The organism is Amycolatopsis sp. NPDC000009 (assembly GCF_055563465.1).
Genome location: NZ_JBVHDI010000026.1, coordinates 65,127 through 88,805, shown reverse-complemented (window position 1 = coordinate 88,805; position 23,679 = coordinate 65,127). Strand labels below are relative to the sequence as shown.

The following is a 23,679-nucleotide window of genomic DNA, read 5'->3' as shown; positions in this document are numbered from 1 at the left end:
TCACCATCGGGACGCGCCGAGATCGCGGGAGACCGCCCGCGCCGCGTCGCGCACGTGGCCGAGCAGCCGCGGGATCGGGCTGCCGTCGGCTTCACAGATCCGTTCCGTCGCGCCGGACACCCCGATCGCGCCGACCACGATGCCGCCGTGGCCGCGGATCGGCGCCGCTATCCCGGCCTCACCGGTGATCATCTCGCCGTTCTCGCTCGCCCAGCCCGCCTCGCGTACCTTGCCACAGGCGCGTTTGATCGCGGTCTGGGTGACCAGGGTCCGGCGGGTGTAGGCCTCCGGTTCGCCGGTGCGCAACGATGCCACGAGACCGGTGTCGTAGGCCAGGAGTACTTTCCCGAGCGCCGTCGCGTGCAACGGCAGAAGCGTCCCGACGTCGAGGGTCTGCAGGCTGTCGTCGGGGCGGAAAACGTGGTGCACCACCAGGACCCGGCCTTCCAGCGGCGCGCCGATCCGGACGGCTTCCCCGCTGCGCGCGGCCAGCGCGTCGGCCCAGTTGATCGCGCGAGACCGGAGCTCGTTGACGTCGAGGTAGCTCGTCCCGAGGTGCAGCAGTGCCGCGCCCAGTTGGTATTTCCCGGTGTCGCGGTCTTGTTCGACAAAGCCGACCCCTTGCAGGGTGCGCAGGATCCCGTGCGCGGTTCCCTTGGCGAGTTCGAGGGAATCGGCGATCTCGCCGACTCCGAGACGCCCCGAACCGCGCGCCAGCAACCGCAGGATCGCGGCGGCGCGCTCGATGGACTGGATCGGACCGGGCACGGCCCAACCGTAGCCCGACCGGCCCTGATTCGACAATGTCGAACATCGTCTCCTGGCGTTCGACAATGCCGACCGGCGTCCGTTGACCCCGGGTTTCCCCGAACTTAACTTCGGCCTCAACAGGGCAACGGTGTCCTTTGTGGAGGAAGCAATGGTGCGAAACCTCAAGGCTCGCGGACTGGCGGGCGAACTGGCGGCGGAGTTCGTCGGGACGATGATCCTCATCCTGTTCGGCTGCGGGGTGGTGGCTCAAGTCGTCGCCGCGGGCATCGGGGACCACGACAGCATCGCGTGGGCGTGGGGAATCGGTGTCACGCTGGGTATCTACGTGGCTTCACGGATCAGTGGCGCGCATCTGAACCCCGCCGTCACGGTGGCGCTCGCGGTGTTCAAGGGCTTCTCGTGGCGCAAGGTCGCCCCGTACGCCCTGGCGCAGACCGCCGGCGCGTTCCTCGGGGCGCTGCTGGTGCGCTGGAACTACACCGAGGTGCTCAACGCCGCCGACCCCGGTCTGACGATCAAGACCCAGGGTGTGTTTTCCACCCTTCCGGGTAACGGAACGCTGCCGGTGGGTGACTGGGGCGCCTTCCGCGACCAGATCATCGGCACCGCGATTCTGGCACTGGTGATCTTCGCCATCACCGACCTGCGCAACACCGCGCCCGCCGCGAACCTCGCCCCGGTCGTCGTCGGCTTCCTGGTGGTCGCGATCGGCATGGCCTGGGGCACCAACGCCGGTTACGCGATCAACCCGGCCCGCGACTTCGGCCCGCGGCTGATGTCCTGGCTCACCGGCTACGACACCGCGTTCACCGACCAATACGGCTATCCGTACTGGTGGATCCCGATCGTGGCGCCGGTCATCGGCGCGGTCATCGGCGGCGCGATCTACAAGTTCTTCATCGAGCGTCACCTGCCCGCCGAACCGGCACCCGAAGCCTTGCCCGCCAAGGACATCGAGCGCGTTGCTTAAAGAGACTCTGCCTTTCGGGGTGCAACCCCGAACCCGCCCGGAGGCTCCGCCCCGGACCCCGGAAAAGAGAGGGAATCATGCCTGACTACATCGGCGCCGTCGACCAGGGCACCACCAGCACGCGTTTCATGATCTTCGACCACGGCGGCAACGAGATCGCCCGCCACCAGCTCGAACACGAGCAGATCCTCCCGAAGCCGGGCTGGGTCGAGCACGATGCCACCGAGATCTGGGAGCGGACCCGTTCGGTCATCGCCACCGCGCTCAACAAGGCGAAACTGACCGCCGCCGACCTCGCGTCGCTCGGCATCACCAACCAGCGTGAGACCACCGTGGTGTGGAACCGCCGGACCGGGCGCCCGTACTGCAACGCCATCGTGTGGCAGGACACCCGCACCGACCGGATCGCGTCGGCGCTCGAACGCGAGGGCAAGGGCGACGTCATCCGGCGGAAGGCCGGTCTGCCGCCCGCCACCTACTTCTCCGGCGGCAAGTTGCAGTGGATCCTGGAGAACGTCGAGGGCGTCCGCGAAGACGCCGAAAAGGGTGACGCGCTCTTCGGTACCACCGACACCTGGCTCATCTGGAACCTCACCGGCGGGCCCGACGGCGGCGTGCACGTGACCGACCCGACCAACGCGTCGCGCACCATGCTCATGGACCTGGAAACGCTGGAATGGGACGACGAACTGCTGTCGTTCTTCGGTGTTCCCAAGCAGATGCTGCCGTCGATCGCGCCGTCGTCGAACAACGGCCGCTTCGGTGTCACCCGCGCGGACGGCCCGCTCGGCGGCGAGGTCGCCATCACCGGTGTGCTCGGCGACCAGCAGGCGGCGACCGTCGGCCAGGTGTGCTTCCGCCCCGGCGAGGCCAAGAACACTTACGGCACCGGCAACTTCCTGCTCCTCAACACCGGGCACGAGGTCGTGCGGTCGAAGCACGGCCTGCTCACGACGCTGGCCTACCAGTTCGGTGACGAGAAGCCGGTGTACGCGCTGGAAGGCTCGATCGCCGTCACGGGTTCCGCCGTGCAGTGGCTGCGCGACCAGCTGGGCATCATCAGCGGCGCGTCGCAGAGCGAGAGCCTCGCCCGCCAGGTCGAGGACAACGGCGGCGTCTATTTCGTCCCCGCGTTCTCCGGGCTTTTCGCGCCGTACTGGCGATCCGACGCGCGCGGGGCGATCGTCGGCCTCACCCGCGCCACCACCAACGCGCATCTGGCGCGGGCGACCCTCGAAGCGATCTGCTACCAGACGCGCGACGTCGTCGAGGCCATGCAGAACGACTCGGGCGTCCCGCTCGACGTGTTGCGTGTGGACGGTGGCGTGACCGCGAACGAACTCTGCATGCAGCTTCAGGCGGACATCCTCGGTGTGCCGGTGTCGAAGCCGGTCGTCGCGGAGACCACCGCGCTCGGCGCCGCCTACGCGGCCGGGCTCGCCGTCGGGTTCTGGAAGAGCACCGACGAGCTGGAACAGAACTGGAACGAGGACAAGCGCTGGGAGCCGTCGTGGACGGACGAACAGCGCGCCGAGGGCTACGCGGGCTGGCAGAAGGCCGTCGGCCGCACGCTCGACTGGGTCGAGGTCGAGTGAGCCCGATGAACAGGAGGAACAGAGTGACACCCGTACCGCTTTCCCCGGTCTACCGTGCCGAGACGCTGCGCAAGCTCGCTCGCGAGGAGATCGACGTCCTCGTCGTCGGCGGGGGAGTGACCGGTGCCGGCGTCGCGCTCGACGCGGCGTCGCGCGGGCTCTCCGTCGCACTGGTCGAGGCCCGTGACTTCGCCGCGGGCACGTCCAGCCGGTCGTCGAAGCTGATCCACGGCGGGCTGCGTTACCTGGAGAACCTGGACTTCAAGCTGGTCCGTGAGGCGCTGAAGGAGCGGAGCCTGCTCCTGCAGACGCTCGCGCCGCATCTGGTCCGGCCGGTGAAGTTCCTCGTGCCGCTCAAGCACCGCGTCTGGGAACGCGGCTACATCGGCGCGGGTGTCACGCTCTACGACACCCTCGGCGGAGCGCGGGCCTTGCCGCGGCACCGGCACCTGTCCAAGCGGGGCGCGGGCAAGGTCGCTCCCGGCCTCGCGGACGACGCCCTGATCGGCGCCATCCAGTACTACGACGCGCAGGTCGACGACGCGCGCCACACGATGACGATCGCGCGGACCGCGGCCGAACAAGGCGCCTCCGTCCTCACCCGTGCTCGCGTCACGTCGTTGATCCGTGACGGCGAACGCGTCGTCGGCGCCAAGGTCGTCGACCGCGAGAGCGGCGCGGAGATCGAGGTCCGGGCGAAGACGGTCGTCGCGGCCACCGGCGTGTGGAGCGACGACATGGCCGAAGCGGCGGGCATCCCCGCGCCGTTCACCGTGCGCGCGTCGAAGGGCATCCACCTGGTGGTGCCGCGCGAGAAGATCGACCTGGACACCGGGCTGATCCTGCGCACCGAGAAGAGCGTCCTGTTCGTCATCCCGTGGGGACGGCACTGGATCGTCGGCACCACCGACACCGAATGGGACCTCGACCGCGAGCACCCGGCGGCCAGCCAGGCGGACGTCGACTACGTGCTCGACCACCTCAACGCGGTTCTGCGCACGCCGCTCACCGCCGACGACATCGAAGGCGTGTACGCCGGGCTTCGGCCGCTGCTGGCCGCGAAGGCGACTTCGACGACGAAGCTGTCGCGGGAGCACGCCGTGGCGCATCCGGTGCCGGGCCTGGTGATCGTGGCCGGCGGCAAGTACACGACGTACCGCGTGATGGCCGCCGACGCCGTCGACGTCGCGGTGGAGGACCTCGGCCGTCCCGCGCCGTCCTCGTGGACCGAGCGGCTGCCGATCGTCGGCGCGACGGGCTACCACGAGATGTGGGGCGCGCGGCACTCGCTCGTGCAGCGCACGGGGCTGCCCATCGCCCGTATCGAGCACCTGCTCCAGCGCTACGGCACCGCGATCGAGGACATCCTGGAGTCGATCTCGGAACGTCCCGAACTGGGCGAAGCGATCCCGGGGACGGCGGAGTACCTGAAGGCGGAGGTCGTCTACGCGGTTTCGCACGAAGGCGCGCTTCACCTGGAGGACGTCCTGACGCGGCGCACCCGGATCTCCATCGAGGAGCGGGACCGCGGTGTGACGGCGGCGCCGGTCGTGGCGGAGCTGATGGCGCCGCTGCTGGGCTGGGACTCGCACAAGCAGGAACGCGAGGTCGCCAATTACCTCGCGCGGGTCGAGGCGGAGCGCTCCGCGCAGGCCCAGCCGGACGACGAAGCGGCGAACGCGAGCCGTCTCGCCGCTCCGGCGCTGCTGCCCAGCTGAGTTCGTCAGTCCGTGAAGGCCTCCTTGAGGACTCTGGGTCCCTCAAGGAGGCCTTCACGGACTCGTCGTCTACTTCAGCCAGTCGAGGTAGCGGGTCTCGGCGATGTGGGCACCGTCCTTCGTGGTGAGGACGTCGCCCTTGACGGCGGCGAACATGCCCGCGGTCTCGTCGACGGTCACCGGACGCGTGTCTCCCTTGGCGGACAACGTGATCCGGCCCAGCTCGTCCAGCGGGTAGACGTCCGGGCCACCCACGTCGAGGGTCCCGTCGAGCGGCTTCGCGGCGGACACCTCGGAAACGGCGGCGGCGACGTCGGCCGCGGCGATCGGCTGGATCGGCGTACTGGGCAGGCGGACCGCCGTCTCGTCGGAGGTCCACGACAGGACCGCGTCGACGAATTCCATGAACTGGGTGGCGCGGACGATCGAGTAGGGGAGGCCGCTCTCCTTGAGGATGTCCTCCTGAAGTGTCTTCGCCCGGTAGTAGTCGAGGTCGGGTACCTGGTCGACGCCGACGATCGACAGGATCACGAAGTGCCCGGTGCCCGCCTTCTTCGCGGCTTCGACGAGGTTGTCCATCGACGTCCGGAAGAACGCGGGGGAGGCGTCGTCGAAGGTCGGTGAATTCGTGAGGTTGACGACCACGTCGGCGCCGTCGAGCGCGCTGTCCAGCCCCTGGCCGGTGAGCAGGTCGACCCCGGTGGACGGCGAATGCGGCACCGCTTCGTGGCCCGCCTCGTTCAGGTTGCGCACTACCTGCGAACCGATCAGCCCGGTCCCGCCGATGATCGCGAATTTCATGACCCAGTGCCCTTCTTCGATGGCGCCCGGTTAACCCGGACAACTAATGTCCGAGATAATACTCGGACAGATTGTGTCCGAGTCAAGAGGCGGGTTAGAGTCGTCCGGGTGAAGATGTCCGGTGGGGTCGAGTGGGCCCTGCACTGCTGTGTCGTGCTGACCTCGGTCGACGAACCCGCGCCCGCCGCGCGCCTGGCGCAGCTGCACGACGTCTCGCCGAGTTATCTCGCGAAGCAGCTCCAGGCGCTTTCCCGGGCCGGCCTCATCCGGTCGGTGCAGGGGAAGGCCGGCGGATACGTCCTCACCCGGCCGCCTTCGGAGATCACAGTGCTCGACGTCGTCGACGCCATCGACGGGCCCGGCCCGGCCTTCGTCTGCACCGAGATCCGGCAGCGCGGCCCGATGGCGACACCGCCCGAAGCGTGCACGGCGCCGTGCGCGATCAGCCGCGCGATGGCGAACGCCGAAGTCCAGTGGCGGGCGGCCTTGCGTGCCGTCACCATCGCGGATCTGGCCGACGACGTCCGGGGCGACTACGGTCCGGGCGCGCTCGCCGGGATCGGCGCGTGGTTCAAGGCCGCCGAGGGGTAGCGGCCATCAACGTGGTGGCGACCATGGTCGCCACCACCAGTACCGCCGCGAGCGAGAACGCCCGCATCGGGGAATGGCCGTGCAGGAAGACGGCGCCGAACACCGCGATGCCCAGCGTCGCGCCCACCTGCTGCACCGCGTTCAGCAGCCCCGCCGCCGATCCGGTCTCCTGTGGACGGACGACGGATAGCGCCGCGGTGAAGAACGGCACGGTGAACAGTCCAAGGCCGAGTCCGCCGATCCCGAGCGCGAGTGGCAGCGGTCCCGTCGTCGCCAGCAGGATTCCCGCCAGCAGCAGTGCCAGACCGGCGAAGGCGATACGCGATCCGTACCGGGGCACGAGCCATTTGCCCGCCACCCAAGAAGAAATCGCCAGCCCGCCCGACCAAGGCAGGAGCGTCAGCCCGGACGCGAGTACGCCGACCGCGGCGGACCACGCGCTGATCACCGCCCTGCGGCACGACGGCCGGGCGAGTATCGCGGATCTCGCCGCGGCGGCGGACCTCGACGAGGTGGCGACGACGCCGGCCACTCACGAGGAGCTGGCCGTCGCCACCACCGGGCCGACCAACCTGGCCGCGCAGGCGCTGTGCCCGGATCCCGCCGCGCTACACCACTACCTCACGCACCGGCTGGGCGCGCTGCGTGCGATCCACACGGTGCACACCGCGCCGGTGCTGGAGATCGTGAAGGCGGTCGGACCGCTCACGGCTTGAAGCGGTCGGCGTGCTCGGCGACCCACTGCGCGAAGGTGCGGGCAGGACGGCCCGTCACCTTCTCGACCGTGTCGACCACGGTGCGCGCCTCCACCGGCGGATCGCTGTGCCAGCCGATGACGTACTCGGCGTCCGCGACCGAGACACCTTCGGCCAGCAGCCGGTCGATCGCCTGCCGGCGCGTGATCTGCTCCAGTGCGATGTCACGGCCGACGCCGGAGCCGAGGATCGCGATCCGTTCGCTCGTGGTCAGCGCTTCCGGGCCGGTGAGGTTGTAGACCTTGCCCGAATGCCCGTCCTCCACGAGCGCGGTGGCGGCCACGGCGCCGATGTCGCCCTCGTGTACCACCGCGCTCGGGAGGTCGAACGGCTCACGGACCACGCCGTCGGCGCGGACGGAGTCGACCCAGGTCAGGGCGTTCGACATGAACTCCTGTGGCTCCAGCCGCGTCCATTCCACCCCGGACTCCGCCATGGCCTGTTCCGTCGGCCCGACGTAGCCGCCCCAGACGATGGTCATGCGCCGCACTCCCGCGGCCACGGCGCGTTTGACCAGGTCGGCGCCGACGTCGGCCAGCCCCGCCGTCACGGTGATGTGCAGCCGGGTGACGCCGTCGAGCGCGCCGGTCAGGGTTTCCGGCGCGGTGTGCGTGCCTTCCACCAGTTCGACGCCTGCCGGAAGCCGTGCCGCGGCGGGGTTCCTGCTGAGAGCCCGGACGTGTTCCCCGCGGCGGACGAGTTCGGCGACGACGTGGCGGCCGGTGTTCCCGGTGGCGCCGGTTACCAAGACGGTCATGAGTGATTCCCTTCGTTTTCCGTGACGTTAAAAGCTCAAGTAATATGGAGGTCAAGCGGACCGATCAGGAATCGAGAAGCGTCGGGTCCGGGGGATCCCTAGCGTCTTCGCCACAGGCAAACGACTCCAGGAGGTTCTCGTGAGCAAGGGGATCCGGACGTTCCACCGGTGGACGTCGCTCGTCTTCGTCGCCACCGTCATCGTGTGCTTCGTGGTCGTCGCGCAAGGGGACCCGGCCGAGTGGGTGCTCTACACGCCACTGCCGCCGCTCTTCCTGCTGATGTTCAGCGGCCTTTACCTGTTCGCGCTGCCGTATACCGCCAAGCGACGCAATCGGCGGCGGGTGGCCGGATGAGTCTTAGTTCACGGCAAAAATTAACAGGCGGCGTATCGTCCGGAAACTCTTGACGCGGCCGCCGGGTCCGGTGAGGATCGGCCGGTCCCCGCCTTCCGCAGAATGGACCAGACCATGGCAAGACGTGCCCGTGCGCGCCGAAGTCCGCTGATCGCCTTGATGAGTCTCACACTGCTTGGCGGGGCCGTGGTCGCCACGCCCGCCGCCGTCGCGGCCGAACAACCCGTGATCGGAAAGCCCGCGTTCGACCGGGACGGCTGCGCCCGGATCGAGAAGAGCCTCCCGACGCTCGCCGACTGGCCGAAGGTCGAGAGCCGGTTCAAGGGCAAGGGCGGTGACGAGCGGCGAATCGCCCGGATCCTCGAAGGGATGACCCTGGAGGAGAAGGTCGGGCAGATGACGCAGCCCGAGATCGCGGCGATCACCCCCGACGAGGTCCGGCAGTACTCGATCGGCTCGGTCCTCAACGGTGGCGGTTCGTGGCCGAACAAGGACAAGCACGCTTCCCAGCAGGACTGGCTCAAACTCGCGGACGCCTACTGGGAAGCCGCGAAGGGCAGCCGGACGAAGATCCCGGTGGTCTGGGGCATCGACGCCGTGCACGGCAACAACAACGTCTACGGCGCCACCGTCTTCCCGCACAACATCGGTCTCGGTGCGGCACACGACCCGTGCCTGGTGCGCGACATCTCCGCGGCGACGGCCCGGCAGATCCGTGCCACCGGCCAGGACTGGGCCTTCGCGCCGACGCTGGCCGTCGTGAAGGACGACCGCTGGGGCCGCACCTACGAAGGGTTCTCCGAGGACCCGCGGATCACCAGGGCGTACGGCTACGAGGCGATCAACGGTCTCCAGGACGGCTCGACCAAACGCATCGGCTACAACGGCGTGATCGGCACCGCCAAGCACTTCATCGGTGACGGCGGCACCCTCAAGGGACAGGACCAGGGCGTCAACCCGTCGTCCGAGGCCGAGATGATCAACGTCCACGGCCAGGGCTACTACGGCGCGCTCGCGGCGGGCTCCCAGACCGTGATGGTGTCGTTCAACAGCTGGACCAACGCCGAGCTCGGCATCGACGAGGGCAAGCTGCATGGCAGCGACAAGGCACTGAACCAGATCCTCAAGGGCAAGATGGGCTTCGACGGCCTCGTCGTGTCCGACTGGAACGGCATCGGCCAGGTGCCCGGCTGTACCAACGCTTCGTGCCCGCAGGCGATCAACGCCGGCATCGACATCGTGATGGTTCCGAACGACTGGAAGGCGTTCATCACCAACACCGTCGCCCAGGTCGAGGGCGGCCAGATCCCGCTTTCGCGGATCGACGACGCGGTGACCCGGATCCTGCGCGTCAAGCTGCGTTCGGGGCTGTACGAGTCGCAGAAGCCGTCGGACCGGTCCTACGCCAACTCCGACGAGGCGCTGAAGGAGACCTGGCTGGCGCGCGACGCCGTCCGCTCGTCGCAGACGTTGCTGAAGAACAACGGCAACGTGCTGCCGCTGAAGGCGAAGTCGAAAGTCCTCGTGGTCGGCAAGAGCGCGGACAGCATCCAGAACCAGACCGGCGGCTGGACGCTGAGCTGGCAGGGGACCGGCAACACGAACGCCGATTTCCCCAACGCGACGTCGATCCTCGCGGGGCTCAAACAGCAGCTCGGCGACGTCAACGTCACCTTCGACGAGAAGGGCGACACGGACCCGAAGGGCTACGACGCGGTCATCGCCGTCATCGGTGAGACCCCGTATGCGGAAGGCGTCGGCGACCTGACCCGGAAGACCCTGGAGGCATCGAAGCTCTACCCCGAGGATCTGGCCGTGCTGGACAAGGTCCGCGGCAAGGGCGCTCCCGTCGTCACCGTCTACGTGGGCGGCCGCCCGCTGTACATGAACAAGGAGCTCAACCGCTCCGACGCGTTCGTCGCGGCCTGGCTGCCCGGCACCGAAGGCGGCGGCGTCGCCGACGTCCTGCTCAAGGGCGGCTTCAAGGGCACGCTGCCGTATTCGTGGCCGAAGAGCGCGTGCCAGACGCCGCTGAACGCGGGCTCGGCCGACTACGATCCGCTGTTCAAACTCGGCTACGGCCTCAAGACCGGGCAGCGCGTCACCATCGGCCAGCTGGACGAGACGGCCGGGCCCGTGACCTGCGGCTCGACCGGTGGCGGCGGCACGGCGACCGAGGATCTCGAAGTGTTCAACCGCACCGATGTCGCGCCGTACAAGGGTTTCATCGGCTCGGCGGAGAACTGGGGCGGTACCGAGATCGGCCCGGACGGCACGGCTTCGCACGCCGAGATCAACGTTGTCCAGTCGGACGTGAACGTGCAGCAGGACGGGCTCAAGTCGACCTGGACCGGCACCGGGCCGGCGCAGCTCTACTTCCAGAATCCGGCCGGTACCAACGATCTGCGGGGCTATCTCAACGCCGACGCGGCATTGGAGTTCGACACCGTGGTGCACGAGGCGCCTGCCGCCCGGACGGTGATCAGCATGCACTGCGTCTACCCGTGCTTCTCCGAGGTGAACGCGACCAAGCTGTTCACCGATCTCGCGGGGGCGCCGAAGTCGACGGTGAAGATCCCGGTGTCGTGCTTCGCCAACGGGCTCGACCTGGAGAACGTCAACACGCCGTTCCTGGTGTACACCGAAGGCAAGTTCTCCGCTTCGTTCGCGAACGTGCGGTGGGTGCCCAAGGGTGCTCAAGATCCCGATGCGAGGCCCTGCTCGAGTCTGAGCTGACCTCGACGCCGGGGGTCGTCGCTGGCCCGGCATGACGCGAAAGCCACTTTCGCAACCTTCAAGGTTGCGAAAGTGGCTTTCGCGTCGTCGGGGAGCGGCGGCTTCGCGTGACTGGGCGGACGACTCGCGTGATCGGCTGGACGACACGCGTGTCCAGACGGACGACACGCGGTGGGCTCGGTCGCCCACATGTCGTCCGTCTGATCACGCGAGTTCGCGCCGCCCGCGTCAGCCGGTCGCGGGTGGCGACCAGGTCAGCCGCGGATCCGTCTGCACGAAACTGCCCAGCAGGTGATCGATCCGCGTCAGCGCGTCGAGGTCCAGCACCACGCCTGCCGCCTTGGCGTTTTCGGTCACCTGGGCGGCGGTGCTCGCGCCGGTCACCACGGAAGCGACGGTGTTGTGCTGCAACGTCCACGCGAGCGCCAGCTGGGCCATGGTCAGCCCGGCCTCGTCGGCGACCCCGCGCAGCATGGCGACGCGTTCGAGGAGGTCCGGCAGGAGCAAGGGCCGCGCCTCGGCCGACTTGGCGCCCCGTGAGCCCGGCGGGATCTCGCCCGGCCGGTACTTGCCGGTCAGCACGCCCTGCGCGAGGGGGACCGACGCGAACTGCCCGATCCCCGAGCGTTCGCACACGGGCATCACCTGGGCTTCGGCGACCCGCCAGAGCATCGAGTAGTGCGGCTGGTTCGCGATGAGCGGGACGCCGTGCCGCTCGGCGATCGGCCGCGCCTCCAGCAACTGTTCCGCCGTCCATTCCGCGGTGCCCGCGTAGAGGATCTTCCCCTGCCGCACCAGATCCGACAGCGCGAGGAACGTCTCCTCCAGCGGCGTCCGGTAGTCGAACCGCAGCAGCTGGTAGACGTCGATGTAGTCCGTGCGCAGCCGCCGGAGTGAGCCGTGCAGCGACGTGACCAGGTGTTTGCGGCTGAGGCCCGCGTCGTTGACGCCCGGGCCTTCCGGCCAGAAGACGCCGGTGCACAGGACGAGATCGTCGCGGCGGGCGTGGCTCAGTGCCGCGGCGAGGTTCTCCTCGGCGGCGCCGCCGTCCCAGGCCGCAGCGGTGTGGAAGGTCGTGACGCCCGCGTCGAGCGCGGCCTGCACGCATTCCGCGCCTTCGTGGTGGGTGAGCCAGTTGCCGTAGGAGATCTCACTGACGGACAGCCCGCTCGCGCCGAGCCTGCGGTACTCCATGGTCACCTCTTCCGCGCGCCGGTTTCGAGGATGGTGCGGTCGATCCATTCGTCCAGACCGGCGGCCTTGCGCGCGTAGGTCTCCCGTACCGACTCGTGCGGCAGGATCAGGAACTCCTCCGACGCCAGCCCATGCACGACGGACTCCGCGACGTCCTCCGGTTCCAGCAGTGGCGCGGCGGCGGCGATCGCGAGTGCGGCGGGGTGCCCGGCCGCGATCCCCGGTTCCAGCAGCGCGGTCCGCACGCCGAGCGGGCACAGCGCGCTGACCCGCACCCCGCGCGGACGGTAGGTGATGGCCAGCCATTCGGCGAGCCCGACGGCCGCGTGCTTGGTCACCGAATACGGCGCGTCGCCCGGGGTGCCCAGCAGGCCCGCGCCCGACGCCGTGATCAGCAGGTACCCGTGGCCCCGGCTCAGCATCGCGGGGAGCGCGACCTGCGCGGCGTGCACGTGCTGCATGACGTTGATCGCCCACGAGCGGGTCCACTGCTCGTCCGCGGCGTGCACGCCGGTCCCGAACGCGGCACCCGCGTTGGAGCAGAAGAGGTCCACCGCCCCGAACGCCGAGCGGGCGTCGGTCACCAGCGTCTTCAGGTCCTCTTTGGACGACGCGTCGGCGTGCCGCGCGATCGCGGCACCGCCCGCGGCGGTGATCTCGGCGACCACCTTCTCCGCGCCCTCGAGATCGAGATCCGAGACCACCACCCCGGCGGCGCCCTCGGCGGCGAACCGCCTGGCCATGGCCGCACCGATACCGTGTGCCGCGCCGGTCAGCACGACGACCCGTCCTGTTACTTCCACATGCGCTCCATGGTTATCGATTCTGCTTTCGGTGACAATTCTTCTGTTTTGTGACGCCGGTGAGCAACGCGTTGTCGAAATATGCGACGCGGATGATAAAAGTGCAGGTCAGCGGCCCGTTCTTCGGGTGTCGACATATTTGTTTCCGGCGCCGGACTTTAGCACGCGTTCCCTTGTTTTCCGAGTTTTCGCACGAGACTATTGCGCTCTCTGCGGCAAGTAGGTTATTTCTTGGGAATCCCGCTGAAAGATCGCCGAACCCGGCGAGGTTCGACCAGCCCAGCCGAACAGGAGGTCCGCCGGTGAGTCTTGCGACGGCGCGCACGCGGGTACTCGGCGTCAATCCGCTCGGACGTCCCGATCCGGGGCTGGCGGCCGCCGTCGCCAGGGGCGGCGGTCTCGGGATCGTGCCGATCGGGTCCATAGTGGACGGAGGGTTCCCGTTCGGCGTCCGGATCCCGGCCGGCCGCCACGTGCGGGACGAAGAGGTGCGGGAAAGCGGCGCGGGGCTCGTGCTGCTGGCCGAGGGGGCGGTCTGGCGGGGCAGGGCCGGCCTCCCCGTGCTGGCCGAGGTGACCGGCGTCGAGCAGGCCGTCCGGATGCTCGACGCCGGCGCCTCCGGTCTGGTGGCGAGGGGAGCCGAAGCGGGCGGCTCGGATCTCACCACGTTCGTCCTGCTGCAGCGCTTGCTGGAGCGGTTCGGCGGGGACGTCCCGGTGTGGGCGTACGGGGGCATCGGGCCGAGGACGGCGGTGGCCGCGATCGCCGGCGGCGCGGCGGGCGTGGTGCTCGACGGGCTCGGCCTGTTCCCGGAGGCCGACGTGCCTGCCGACGACCGCGCCGAACTGGCCAGGGCCGACGACGGGCTCAGCGCGATGCTCGCGAATCGCTTCCAGGACGCGGAAAGCGCCGTCCGGTCGGTCGTGCGGTCGCTCGCGGTGCCGACGGCGATCCCCGCGGACCGAGGCGAGCGGCTGTGCCGCACGTTGGGGACCCGCTTGCCGGTCGTGCAGGGCCCGATGACGCGGGTGAGCGACCAGCCCGGGTTCGCCGCCGCCGTGGCCGCGCACGGCGGCTTCCCGTTCGTCGCGGTCGCCACCGCGAACGGCGCCAAGACCACCGAGCTGCTCCGCCGCACCGCCGAAGCCCTCGGCGAACGACCTTGGGGAGCGGGCATCCTCGGGTTCGTCCCGGAGGACTTGCGCGCCGAACAGCTCACGGCGATCCGGGCGGCCCGCCCACGCTGCGTGCTGATCGCGGGCGGGAAACCCGCGCAGGCCAAGGCGCTGGAGGCCGACGGCATCGCGACCTTCCTCCACGTGCCGTCACCGATCCTCCTGCGGCAGTTCCTCGACGCCGGGATCCGCCGGTTCGTCTTCGAGGGCGCCGAATGCGGCGGGCATATCGGCCCGCGGTCGAGTTTCGTGCTGTGGGAGCAGCAGCTGGACGTCCTGCGCGAACACGGCTCCGATGACGTCGAGGTCCTGTTCGCGGGTGGGATCCACGACGCCCGGTCCGCCGCGATGGTGTCGGCGATGGCGGAGCCGCTCACGGGCATCGGTGTCCTGATGGGCACCGCGTACCTGTTCACCGAAGAGGCCGTGACCCACGGAGCCATCACCGGGACCTTCCAGGACCGCGTGCTCGACGCCGGATCCACGGTCACCCTGGAGACCGCGCCCGGACATCTGACCCGCTGCCTGCCCAGCCCGTACACCGACGAGTTCGCCGCGCTGAAGGCCGGGCTCCGCGCGGACGGTGTCCCGCCGCAGGAGGTCTGGCAGCGGCTGGAGGAGCTGAACACCGGGCGGCTGCGGATCGCGAGCAAAGGCATCCGGCGGGACGGCGACGCGCTCGTCGAGGTCGACACCCTCGGCCAGCTCGCCGAGGGCATGTACATGGCCGGGCAGGTGACCGTCCTGCGCGAAGACCGCACCGACATCGCCGCCCTGCACCGGGACGTCACCGAAGGCGCGGCGGAGCTCCTCGCCACCCGCGTTCCCGCCGAGGAGTCCGTTGTGGACGGTGACATCGCGATCGTCGGGATGGCCTGTGTGTTCCCGGGGGCGCCCGACCTCCCGGCCTTCTGGTCCAACGTCCTGCGCGGTGCGGACGCCGTCACCGAGGTGCCGGACCAGCGCTGGGACACCGACGTCTACGCGGACCAGTCGACGTCGAAATGGGGCGGTTTCCTGCCTCCGGTGGACTTCGACCCGCTCGCCTACGGCATCCCGCCCAAATCGATGGGCAGTATCGACCCGGCCCAGCTGGTCTCCCTGCAGACCGCGCGACGCGCCCTCGAAGACGCAGGCTACGGCGAGGGCGGCTTCGACCGCGAGCGCGCCAGCGTCATCTTCGGCGCCGAAGCCGGGGGAGACCTGGCGAACGCCGGAGTCCTGCGCGCGCTGCTCCCGAGCTACCTCGAAGACGTCCCGGAGGAACTCCTCGCCCAGCTGCCGGAACTGACCGAGGACTCGTTCCCCGGCACCCTCGCCAACGTCATCTCCGGCCGCATCGCGAACCGGCTCGACCTCGGCGGCGCCAACTACACCGTCGACGCCGCGTGCGGTTCGTCGCTGGCCGCGCTGGACCTCGCGGTGAAGGAACTGCGGGCGGGGACGAGTTCGATGGTCCTGTGCGGAGCGGTCGATCTGCACAACGGCGTCAACGACTACCTCATGTTCACCTCGGCGGGCGCCTTGTCGCCGACCGGCCGGTGCCGCCCGTTCGACGCGTCGGCGGACGGGATCGCGCTCGGCGAGGGCGTCGCCTGTCTCGTGCTCAAGCGGCGATCCGACGCCGAACGCGACGGCGATCGCGTCTACGCCGTGGTCAAGGGCGTCGGCGCCGCCAGCGACGGCAAGGCGCTCGGTCTCACCGCGCCGCGTCCCGAGGGACAGCGGCGAGCCCTCGCCCGTGCCTACGACGACGCCGGCGTGTCTCCGGCGGACGTCTCGCTGGTCGAGGCGCACGGCACGGGAACGGTCGTCGGCGACGCCACCGAACTGACCACGCTCACCGAGTTCTTCCTCGACGCGGGCGCCGAACCGGGCACGTGCGCGCTGGGTTCGGTGAAGAGCCAGATCGGGCACACGAAATGCGCCGCGGGACTGGCGGGCCTGATGAAGGCGGCGCTGGCGCTGTGGCACGAGGTCGTGCCGCCCACGCTGCACCTGAGCAGGCCGAACCCCGCCTGGGACGCCGAGCGCAGTCCCTTCACCTTCTCCACCGGCGCCCGGCCGACGCCGGTTCCGCGCGGACGCGAGTTCGCCGGGGTGAGCGCGTTCGGGTTCGGTGGGACCAATTTCCACGCGGTGCTCGCCGCCCCGGGAGTCCCGCCGGGACGGCGGCACGGCCCGCGTGACTGGGACGCCGAGCTGGTCCTGCTCCGTGGCACCGACGTGGACGCCGCCCGCGCCACCCTGCGGGACCTGCTGGCGGCCAACGAAGGCCGTCCGCTGCGGGAGATCGCGGCCCTCGCCGCCGAACAGGGCGGACCGGAGCCGGTGCGGCTCGCGGTCGTCGCGAGTGACGTCGCGGAACTGCGTGCGGCCGCGGAGACCGGTGGGATCGTCGCGGACGACGCCGAAGCCGGTGCGGTCGCGTTCCTGTTCCCCGGCCAGGGCAGCCAGCGGACGGGAATGCTGGCGGATCTGTTCGTGCACTTCCCCGAACTGGCCGACGTCCTGAGGCTCGCCCCCGACGTCACCGCGACGACGTTCCCGCCGCGCGCTTTCACCGAAGACGCCCGCGCCGCGCAGGACGAGGCGCTCAAGGACACACGGGTCGCACAACCCGCGCTCGGGCTCGTCGAATCGGCCGTCTGCCGCTTGCTCGCCGACCTCGGCGTCCGGCCGGATCTGCTGGCCGGGCACAGCTACGGCGAACTGACCGCGCTGTCGGTCGCGGGTGCGTTCGACACGCCGACCCTGGTGGCGCTCAGCCGGGCAAGGGCCCGCTCGATCGCCGAAGTCGCGGGCGCCGACCCGGGCGCGATGGCCGCGGTGAAGGCGTCCAGTGAGGAACTGGCCGCCGCCCTCGATCACCCGGACGTCGTACTGGCCAACCACAACGCGCCGGGGCAGACCGTCCTTTCCGGACCGACGGCCGCCATCGAGGAGGCGGTTCGCGTACTGCGGGCCCAGGGGATCGGCGCGAAGCGGATCCCGGTCGCCTGCGCCTTCCACAGTCCATTGGTGGCCGGGGCGAGCGACGTGTTCGCCGTCGACCTCGACAACGCCGAGATCGGCGAGCCGGGCCCGGCGGTGTGGTCGAACCGCACCGCCCGGCCGTACGAAGCAGGTGCGGTGCGCGCCGAACTCGCCGCCCAGATCGGCTCGCCGGTGCGCTTCGTGGAACTGATCGAGGACATGTACTCGGCGGGTGCGCGCACGTTCGTCGAGGCGGGGCCCGGTCAGGTGCTTTCCCGGCTGGTCAAGGACATCCTCGGCGACCGGCCGCACACCGTGATCCCGTGCGACCCTGGCGGGCCGGGGCTGCGCGGGTTCCTCACCGCGCTCGCGCGCCTGGCTGTCACCGGTGTCGGTGTGCGCACCGAACGGCTCTTCCGCGGCCGGGTCCGTGTCGGCCCGCTCCCCAAGCCCGCTTGGACCGTGGACGGCCAGACCGTCCGCGCGCCCGGCGGCCAGGTCCCCGCCCATGGGCTCGTGCCCGCCCGACGAATCCCGAGGACGACCATGAACCAGCCCGCGCCCGGACGTGACCAGGCCGTCGTCGAATTCCTCCGCACCAGCCGTGAAATGCTGGCGGCGCAACGGGACGTGATGCTGGGGTACCTCGGCACCGCGCCGCTCGCGCCGGCTCCGGTGCAGGCTCCGGTCGTGCCCGCGCTGCTGCCGCCGGTCGAGGCCCCGGTCGTCGTGCCCGAGCCGGAGCCGGTCGCGGAGCCGGCGGTCACGGATGTCCTGGCCACCGTGATCGGCGCGATCAGCGAACGCACCGGCTATCCGGCCGAGATGATCGACGCCGATCTCGATCTGGAAGCGGATCTTTCCATCGACTCGATCAAACGCACCGAGATCGCGGGCTCGCTGCTCGCGAAGCTCGGCCTCACCGGCCGGGTGCACGACGACACCCAAGATCAGCTCAGCCGGGACCGGACGGCGAGCGCGCTGGCCGCACGGTTGCGGAAGTGGCTCGAACCGGCGGCGCCGGTCGCCGCGACCCCGGTTCCCGCCGAGACACCGGCCGGAACCGCGCCGGGCCGATACCTGCTCGACCGCGTGTCCGCGCCGCTCGGCACGCCCGACCTCGCCGAGATGAGCGGCAAATCGGTCGCGGTGAGCGCCGAGCCGGGCCAGGAGGAGCTGGCTGAATCGGTCCGCGCGGTGTTCGCCGACGCGGGTGCCGTGCCGGGAGAACGAGCCGAAGCCGACGTCGTTGTCGTGCTGAATCCGTTGGCGGACGCCGAGGAACCCGTCGCGGCACAGGTGTTCGGCCTGCTCAAGAGCGCCAAGGGTGCGGTGGTCGTGGTGGCGAAGCCGGGTGCCGGACACACCGCCGGACTGCGCGGTCTCGTCCGGGCGGCGGCGCGGGAGCGGAGCGAGCCGACCAGACTGGTCGAGCTGGAGTCCACAGTGGACCTCGCGCGGATAGTGCTGGAAGAGGTGATCGCCGACGGCCCGGTGGCCGTTCGCTACGACACCGCGGGACGTGCGGCGTTCGAGCCGTCCGCGGGCTCGCTCGGTTCGATCGCGTATGCGGGCGCCGGTCCCGGCGGGGGAGAGGTCAAGGCACTGGGCCTCGACGCGGATTCGGTGCTGTTGCTGATCGGCGGCGCCCGCGGGATCACCGCGCGGGCGGCGGTCGCACTGGCGGCGAGCGGATGCCGCATCGAGCTGGCGGGCCGCACCCCGTGGCCGGCCGAACCCGGCGACGAGGACCTTCCCGGTGACGCGCCGGGTATGCGCTCGGCGCTGGCCGCGCGTGGCGGCTCGCTCGCGGACATCGAACGCCGGGTGCGCACCGTGCTGGCCCAGCGCGAGATCGCGCGGACGCTCGACCAGATCCGCGCGGCGGGCGGTGTCGCCGCCTATCGGTCGCTCGACGTGCGCGACGCCGCCGCCGTCCGGCAGGTGGTCAAGGATCTGCACACCCGCTACGGCCGGATAGACGGCGTCGTCCACGCGGCCGGGGTGATCGACGACAAGCTGATGGCCGACAAGGACGAACACTCGTTCCGCACGGTCTACGGGACCAAAGTGGACGGTGCCAGGGCGCTGCTCGACGCACTGGAGCATTTCGGTGTGCGACCCGGGTTCGTGACCTTCTTCGGCAGTATCGCCGCGGTGCTGGGGAACCGGGGCCAGACCGACTACGCGGCGGCGAACGACGCGCTCGAAACCCTCGGCGAGCAGTGGGCGGAACGCACCGGCTGCCGGGCGCTGACCGTCCACTGGGGACCGTGGGCGCCCTCGGAAGATCACGCGGGCATGGTGTCACCCGAGCTGGCACGCGAGTACGAGCGCCGCGAGGTGGCGCTGATCGACCCGGACGAAGGCACCGCCGCGCTCCTGCGCGAGCTGGCCTACGGACCGGCCGACGTCCGCTCGGTGCTGTACACGGCGTCGCTGTGGTGAGCAATCAGGAGCCGGTCGCGATCGTCGGGATGGGCGTGTTCCTCCCCGGCTCGTCCACTGTGGACGAGTACTGGCAGAACATCGTCTCCGGTACCGACGCGATCACCGAGATCCCGCCACACCGCTGGGATCCGAGTTTCCACGACGGCGACGGCCGCACGCCGGACCGCACGTATGGCAGGCGCGGCGGATTCGTCGCCGACAGCCTGGACTTCGACGCGACGGCGCTCGGCATCGCTCCGAGCAGCGTCGCCGGGATGGAGCCGGACCAGCTGGTCGCGCTGGCCGTGGCCGCCTCCGCGGTCGACGACGCCGGTGGCCTGCGACGGCTCGGGGACCTCGAACGCGTGGGTGTGATCCTCGGCAGGGGCGGCTACCTCTCGCCCGGGCTCCAGCGGTTCGACCAGCGGGTCCGGTCGGTCCGCCAGATCACCGGCGCGGTCCGGGAGCTGCTGCCGTCGGCGCGTCCGGAGATGCTCGACAGGCTCCGCGACGCGCTGCTGGAGCCGCTCGGCGAATTCCGGCCGGACACCGCGATCGGGCTGGTGCCGAACCTCGCCGCGTCGCGGGTCGCCAACCGCCTGGACCTCGGCGGCCCCGCGTACACCGTCGACGCGGCCTGCGCGTCCTCGCTGCTCGCCGTGGACCAGGCGATCGGCGAACTCGCGCGCCGCCGCTGCGACGTCGTGCTGGCCGGCGGCGTGCACCATTGCCACGACGACACGCTCTGGTCGATGTTCACCCAGCTCGGCGCCCTTTCGCCGAGCCAGCGGATCAGCCCGTTCTCGCGGGACGCGGACGGGCTGCTGATCGGCGAGGGCACCGCGATCGTCGTGCTGAAGCGGTTCTACGACGCGCGCCGCGACGGCGACCGGGTCTACGCGGTGCTGCGCGGTTCGGGGACGTCGAGCGACGGGAAGGGCGCGAGCCTGCTCAGCCCGGCCGTGGCCGGTCAGACCCTGGCGCTGCGCCGCGCGTGGGCGTCGGCGGGGCTCGATCCCACCGAGCCCGGCGCGCTCGGCCTGCTGGAGGCGCACGGGACCGCGACGCCGGCCGGGGACGCGGCCGAACTGGCCACCCTCGCCGAGGTCTTCGGCCCGCCGGACGGACCCCGCGCCGCGATCGGCGCGGTGAAGGCGATGATCGGGCACACCATGCCGACCGCCGGGGCCGCCGGGCTGGTCAAGGCGGCGCTCGCCCTGCATCACGCGATCCTGCCGCCCACCCTGAACTGCGCCGATCCGAGTCCGCTCCTGGACAAGACACGATTCCGGGCCTTGACCACCGCCGAGCGCTGGCGCTCGGGAGATGTCCCGCGCCGGGCGGCGGTCAACGCCTTCGGGTTCGGCGGCGTCAACGCGCACGTGGTGCTGGAGGAGGCCGACCCGGCGCCCGCGCGGCCGCGCCGGGCCAAGGTGACCGGGGAACCCGAGCGTGTCCTGCTGCTCGCGGCACCTTCCCCCGGGGAACTGCGCGTCCTGCTCGACCGCCCGGAGCCGGAATCCGGTGGGCACGGCCCGTGCCGGATCGGGATCGTCCGGCCCGACGAGAAGCGGCTCGAAGTCGCGCGGAGGGTGCTCGCCAAGGTCACGGCCGAGGGCGGTTCCTGGCACGGCCCCAACGACATCTGGTGCACGACCGCGCCCCTGCTGGACCAGGCCGGGGCGAAGACCGCGTTCGTCTACCCGGGGCTCGAAGCGGACGCGGAACCACGGTGCGCCGACGTCGCCAGGCATTTCGGCCTCGACCGGCCGGAGTGGTCGACGACGAGTGTCCTTTCGCGCGCTTCGAGTGTGTCCCAGGTCGGGCTGCTGCTCGACACCGCGCTGCGGCGGCTCGCCGTCAAACCGGATCTGCTCGCCGGGCACAGCGTCGGCGAATGGACCGCGATGCAGGCGGCGGGGATGTACCCGGGACTGTCCACCGAGGACATGCTGGACCGGTACTGGCCGCGGGGTTTCACGCTCCCGGACGCCGAGTTCCTCGTCCTCGGCTGTTCCGCCGAGCGTGCCGAGTCGCTGCTCGCGGCCGAACCGGAGCTGATGATCTCCCACGAGAACGCGCCACGGCAGACGATCGTCTGCGGTGACCCGGCCGCCGCGGCCAGGCTCGCCAAGCTGTGCACGCAGCACGGTGTCGTCGCCAGGACACTGCCGTTCCGGTCCGGGTTCCACACCCCGCTGATGCGGTCCCGGCTCGGCCCGTTCACCCGGCTCGCGGCGGAACTCGACCTGAAGCCGCCGCGGATCCCGGTCTGGTCGGCGACCACGGCGCGGCCGTATCCCGCGGATCCGGTGGAGGTCCGTGAGCTGTACCTGGCGCACCTGGTGCGCAAGGTGCGGTTCCGGGAACTCGTCGACGCGCTCTACGCCGACGGCGCGCGCGTCTTCGTGCAGGCGGGTGCCGGGCAGCTCGGTTCGTTCGTGTCGGACACGCTGGGCTCGCGGCCGCATCTGGTCATCCCGGCGTCGTCCGGTACGCGGCCCGGTCTCGCGCAGTTGCGCCGGGTCGCCACCGCGTTCTGGGTGGAGGGCGGGCGGCCCGCGTTCGAGGTACTGGAGCCGCGCCGCACCCGGATCGACACCGCCGGCACGCTGCTCTCGGTCGAGGGTGACGTCAAGGGCATGTTCGACGGCGCGGTTCCCGAACTGGCCGACGGGATCCCGGACGCGATCGTCGCGGAGTTCACCGCGCTGCTCGCGGAGACGAGGGAAGCCGCCGCGAGTGTCGCCAACGCCGCGGCGCGCCGGACCTTCGAGTCCACTGTGGACGTCTCGCTCGCGACGATGCCGTATCTGGTGGATCACCGGTTCTTCCGCCAGCGTGAGGGCTGGCCCGACGAAGCCGACTTCCGGCCCACGGTCCCGGCGACGACGTTGGTCGACCTGGCCTGCCGGGAAGCCGAACGGGCTTGGCCGGGTACGGTCGCGACCGGGGTGAGCAACGCGGCGTTCTCCCGGTGGCTGATCGCCGCCCCCGCCGTGCGTGTGCCGCTGTCGATGACCCGCGAGGGTGACCGCATCAGTGTCCAAATAGGACCGCACGCCAGTATGGACGTCCATCTGGCGCAGCGGTATCCGACGGCTCCCCGGCCGTCCCCGCCGCCGGGACCGGAAACGGCGCCACCGCTGACCGCGGCCGAGATCTACACCCGCCGCGAGATGTTCCACGGCCCCGCGTACCAGGGGCTCGACAAACTCGTCGGGCTCGGTGAACGGCATATCCGCGGCGACCTCGTCGTGCCGACGGCGCCCGGCGCGCTGCTGGACAACGTCGGCCAGCTCCTTGGCTGCTGGCTGATGGCCACGAAGGCGGACGCGCTGCTGGCGTTCCCGACGTCGATGGGCCGGATCACCTGGTACGCGCCGGAACCGCCGCCGGGCACCCGGCTGCGGTGCGTGGTACGGGTCCGGCTGCCCCGGCCGGACGTGCTGGAGATGGACGCGGAACTCGTGCTGGACGGCGCCGTGCTGGCCAGGATCGAGCAGTGGCGCGACATCCGGTTCCCGTGCGACCGGCCCGCCCACCGGGTCTACGCCTTCCCGGACCGGCACCGGCTCTCCGAGGACCACCACGGCGGCTGGACGCTGGTCACCGACCGATGGCCGAGCCCGGCCGCGCGGGACATCTACGCCGGCATCTACCTCGGCGCGGCGGAACGGGCCGAGTTCGCCGCCTGCGAGCCCCGGCGGCAGCGCGGCTGGCTGCTGGAACGGATCGCGATCAAGGACGCGGTCCGCGCGAAACCCGGCCTGGACGGTGTGTACCCGGCGGAACTCCGTGTGAGTGCCGACGGGACCAGGGTGACCGGGCTCCACGGCCGGACGCTGCCGCCGCTGGAGGTGGCCGTCGCGACCACGGGAGAGGTCGCGGTCGCCCTCGTCCGTGCACCGGCCGCGACGCCGCCCAGGATCGCGATCCGGGCGGAAGGCGAGCTGGCCGGGCTCGCCGAGGAAATCGGTATCGGGGTGGAATTCGCCGGAATCCCCGGGCATGTGGTGGCCTGGAACCGCGGGTGAGAGCAAGGAGTAAGA

15 protein-coding genes are annotated in these 23,679 nt (G+C 70.6%); 9 read left to right on the top strand and 6 right to left on the bottom strand.

The features are described 5' to 3' along the window. On the bottom strand, positions 1–768 hold the full coding sequence (locus ACZ3HL_RS40090; RefSeq protein ID WP_007033228.1) for an IclR family transcriptional regulator: 768 nt from the start codon (positions 766–768) through the stop codon (positions 1–3). A 151-nt stretch (positions 769–919) separates the two neighbouring features. On the opposite strand from ACZ3HL_RS40090, the gene ACZ3HL_RS40085 reads away from it, so the two are divergent. From ACZ3HL_RS40085 to glpD, 3 genes are all read left to right on the top strand, one after another. Next, a complete protein-coding gene (locus ACZ3HL_RS40085; protein ID WP_465536887.1) occupies positions 920–1,741 on the top strand; it encodes an MIP/aquaporin family protein in 822 nt (273 codons plus the stop codon). A gap of 77 nt (positions 1,742–1,818) precedes the next feature. Next, a complete protein-coding gene (glpK, locus tag ACZ3HL_RS40080) occupies positions 1,819–3,336 on the top strand; it encodes a glycerol kinase GlpK (RefSeq protein ID WP_465411874.1) in 1,518 nt (505 codons plus the stop codon). Positions 3,337–3,341: 5 nt separating this feature from the next. After that, positions 3,342–5,054, top strand: coding sequence for a glycerol-3-phosphate dehydrogenase (gene glpD / locus ACZ3HL_RS40075; RefSeq protein ID WP_465411873.1), 1,713 nt, complete (start codon positions 3,342–3,344; stop codon positions 5,052–5,054). A 69-nt stretch (positions 5,055–5,123) separates the two neighbouring features. Here the strand turns inward: glpD and ACZ3HL_RS40070 are convergent, their stop codons facing one another. Then, complete coding sequence (locus ACZ3HL_RS40070) at positions 5,124–5,855, bottom strand: SDR family oxidoreductase (protein ID WP_465536884.1); 732 nt, start codon at positions 5,853–5,855, stop codon at positions 5,124–5,126. A gap of 108 nt (positions 5,856–5,963) precedes the next feature. On the opposite strand from ACZ3HL_RS40070, the gene ACZ3HL_RS40065 reads away from it, so the two are divergent. Next, positions 5,964–6,446, top strand: a complete 483-nt coding sequence (locus ACZ3HL_RS40065; RefSeq protein ID WP_465411871.1) for an RrF2 family transcriptional regulator — start codon at positions 5,964–5,966, stop codon at positions 6,444–6,446. On the opposite strand, the gene ACZ3HL_RS40060 is transcribed toward ACZ3HL_RS40065, so the two are convergent. Beyond that, complete coding sequence (locus ACZ3HL_RS40060) at positions 6,427–6,786, bottom strand: hypothetical protein (protein WP_465536882.1); 360 nt, start codon at positions 6,784–6,786, stop codon at positions 6,427–6,429. The two genes, ACZ3HL_RS40065 and ACZ3HL_RS40060, sit on opposite strands and share 20 nt — an antisense overlap. Before the next feature lie 7 nt (positions 6,787–6,793). On the opposite strand from ACZ3HL_RS40060, the gene ACZ3HL_RS40055 reads away from it, so the two are divergent. After that, positions 6,794–7,162, top strand: coding sequence for a hypothetical protein (locus ACZ3HL_RS40055; protein WP_465536879.1), 369 nt, complete (start codon positions 6,794–6,796; stop codon positions 7,160–7,162). Here the strand turns inward: ACZ3HL_RS40055 and ACZ3HL_RS40050 are convergent. Beyond that, on the bottom strand, positions 7,152–7,958 hold the full coding sequence (locus tag ACZ3HL_RS40050) for an NmrA family NAD(P)-binding protein (RefSeq protein ID WP_465536878.1): 807 nt from the start codon (positions 7,956–7,958) through the stop codon (positions 7,152–7,154). The genes ACZ3HL_RS40055 and ACZ3HL_RS40050 overlap by 11 nt on opposite strands. 139 nt (positions 7,959–8,097) lie before the next feature. Between ACZ3HL_RS40050 and ACZ3HL_RS40045 the strand changes: the two genes are divergently transcribed. Both ACZ3HL_RS40045 and ACZ3HL_RS40040 read left to right on the top strand, forming a co-directional pair. Beyond that, entirely contained in the window at positions 8,098–8,313 is a 216-nt protein-coding gene (locus ACZ3HL_RS40045) for a hypothetical protein (protein ID WP_465411867.1), read from the top strand. Positions 8,314–8,472: 159 nt separating this feature from the next. Next, positions 8,473–11,049, top strand: coding sequence for a glycoside hydrolase family 3 protein (locus tag ACZ3HL_RS40040; RefSeq protein WP_465536876.1), 2,577 nt, complete (start codon positions 8,473–8,475; stop codon positions 11,047–11,049). 228 nt (positions 11,050–11,277) lie between these two features. Here ACZ3HL_RS40040 and ACZ3HL_RS40035 read toward each other — a convergent pair whose 3' ends face one another. Then, complete coding sequence (locus ACZ3HL_RS40035; protein ID WP_465536874.1) at positions 11,278–12,243, bottom strand: aldo/keto reductase; 966 nt, start codon at positions 12,241–12,243, stop codon at positions 11,278–11,280. Between the two features lie 2 nt (positions 12,244–12,245). Next, a complete protein-coding gene (locus ACZ3HL_RS40030) occupies positions 12,246–13,046 on the bottom strand; it encodes an SDR family oxidoreductase (RefSeq protein WP_465411864.1) in 801 nt (266 codons plus the stop codon). A 302-nt stretch (positions 13,047–13,348) separates the two neighbouring features. Between ACZ3HL_RS40030 and ACZ3HL_RS40025 the strand changes: the two genes are divergently transcribed. Continuing rightward, positions 13,349–19,645 carry an SDR family NAD(P)-dependent oxidoreductase gene (locus ACZ3HL_RS40025; RefSeq protein ID WP_465536872.1) on the top strand — a complete coding sequence of 2,099 codons (6,297 nt, stop codon included), beginning with the start codon at positions 13,349–13,351 and terminating at the stop codon, positions 19,643–19,645. Next, the gene (locus tag ACZ3HL_RS40020) at positions 19,642–23,664 is read left to right on the top strand and encodes a beta-ketoacyl synthase N-terminal-like domain-containing protein (protein ID WP_465536871.1); all 4,023 of its coding nucleotides are present in this window, start codon (positions 19,642–19,644) and stop codon (positions 23,662–23,664) included. The genes ACZ3HL_RS40025 and ACZ3HL_RS40020 overlap by 4 nt, the downstream gene beginning before the upstream one ends. The last annotated feature ends 15 nt before the right edge of the window (positions 23,665–23,679 follow it).

What these genes read in the sequence shown, in the direction of transcription:
- ACZ3HL_RS40085 (WP_465536887.1), top strand. Translation starts at nt 920, where the DNA reads ATGGTGCGAAACCTCAAGGCTCGCGGACTGGCGGGCGAACTGGCGGCG.
- glpK (WP_465411874.1), top strand. Translation starts at nt 1,819, where the DNA reads ATGCCTGACTACATCGGCGCCGTCGACCAGGGCACCACCAGCACGCGT.
- glpD (WP_465411873.1), top strand. Translation starts at nt 3,342, where the DNA reads ATGAACAGGAGGAACAGAGTGACACCCGTACCGCTTTCCCCGGTCTAC.
- ACZ3HL_RS40070 (WP_465536884.1), bottom strand. Translation starts at nt 5,855, where the DNA reads ATGAAATTCGCGATCATCGGCGGGACCGGGCTGATCGGTTCGCAGGTA.
- ACZ3HL_RS40050 (WP_465536878.1), bottom strand. Translation starts at nt 7,958, where the DNA reads ATGACCGTCTTGGTAACCGGCGCCACCGGGAACACCGGCCGCCACGTC.
- ACZ3HL_RS40040 (WP_465536876.1), top strand. Translation starts at nt 8,473, where the DNA reads ATGAGTCTCACACTGCTTGGCGGGGCCGTGGTCGCCACGCCCGCCGCC.
- ACZ3HL_RS40035 (WP_465536874.1), bottom strand. Translation starts at nt 12,243, where the DNA reads ATGGAGTACCGCAGGCTCGGCGCGAGCGGGCTGTCCGTCAGTGAGATC.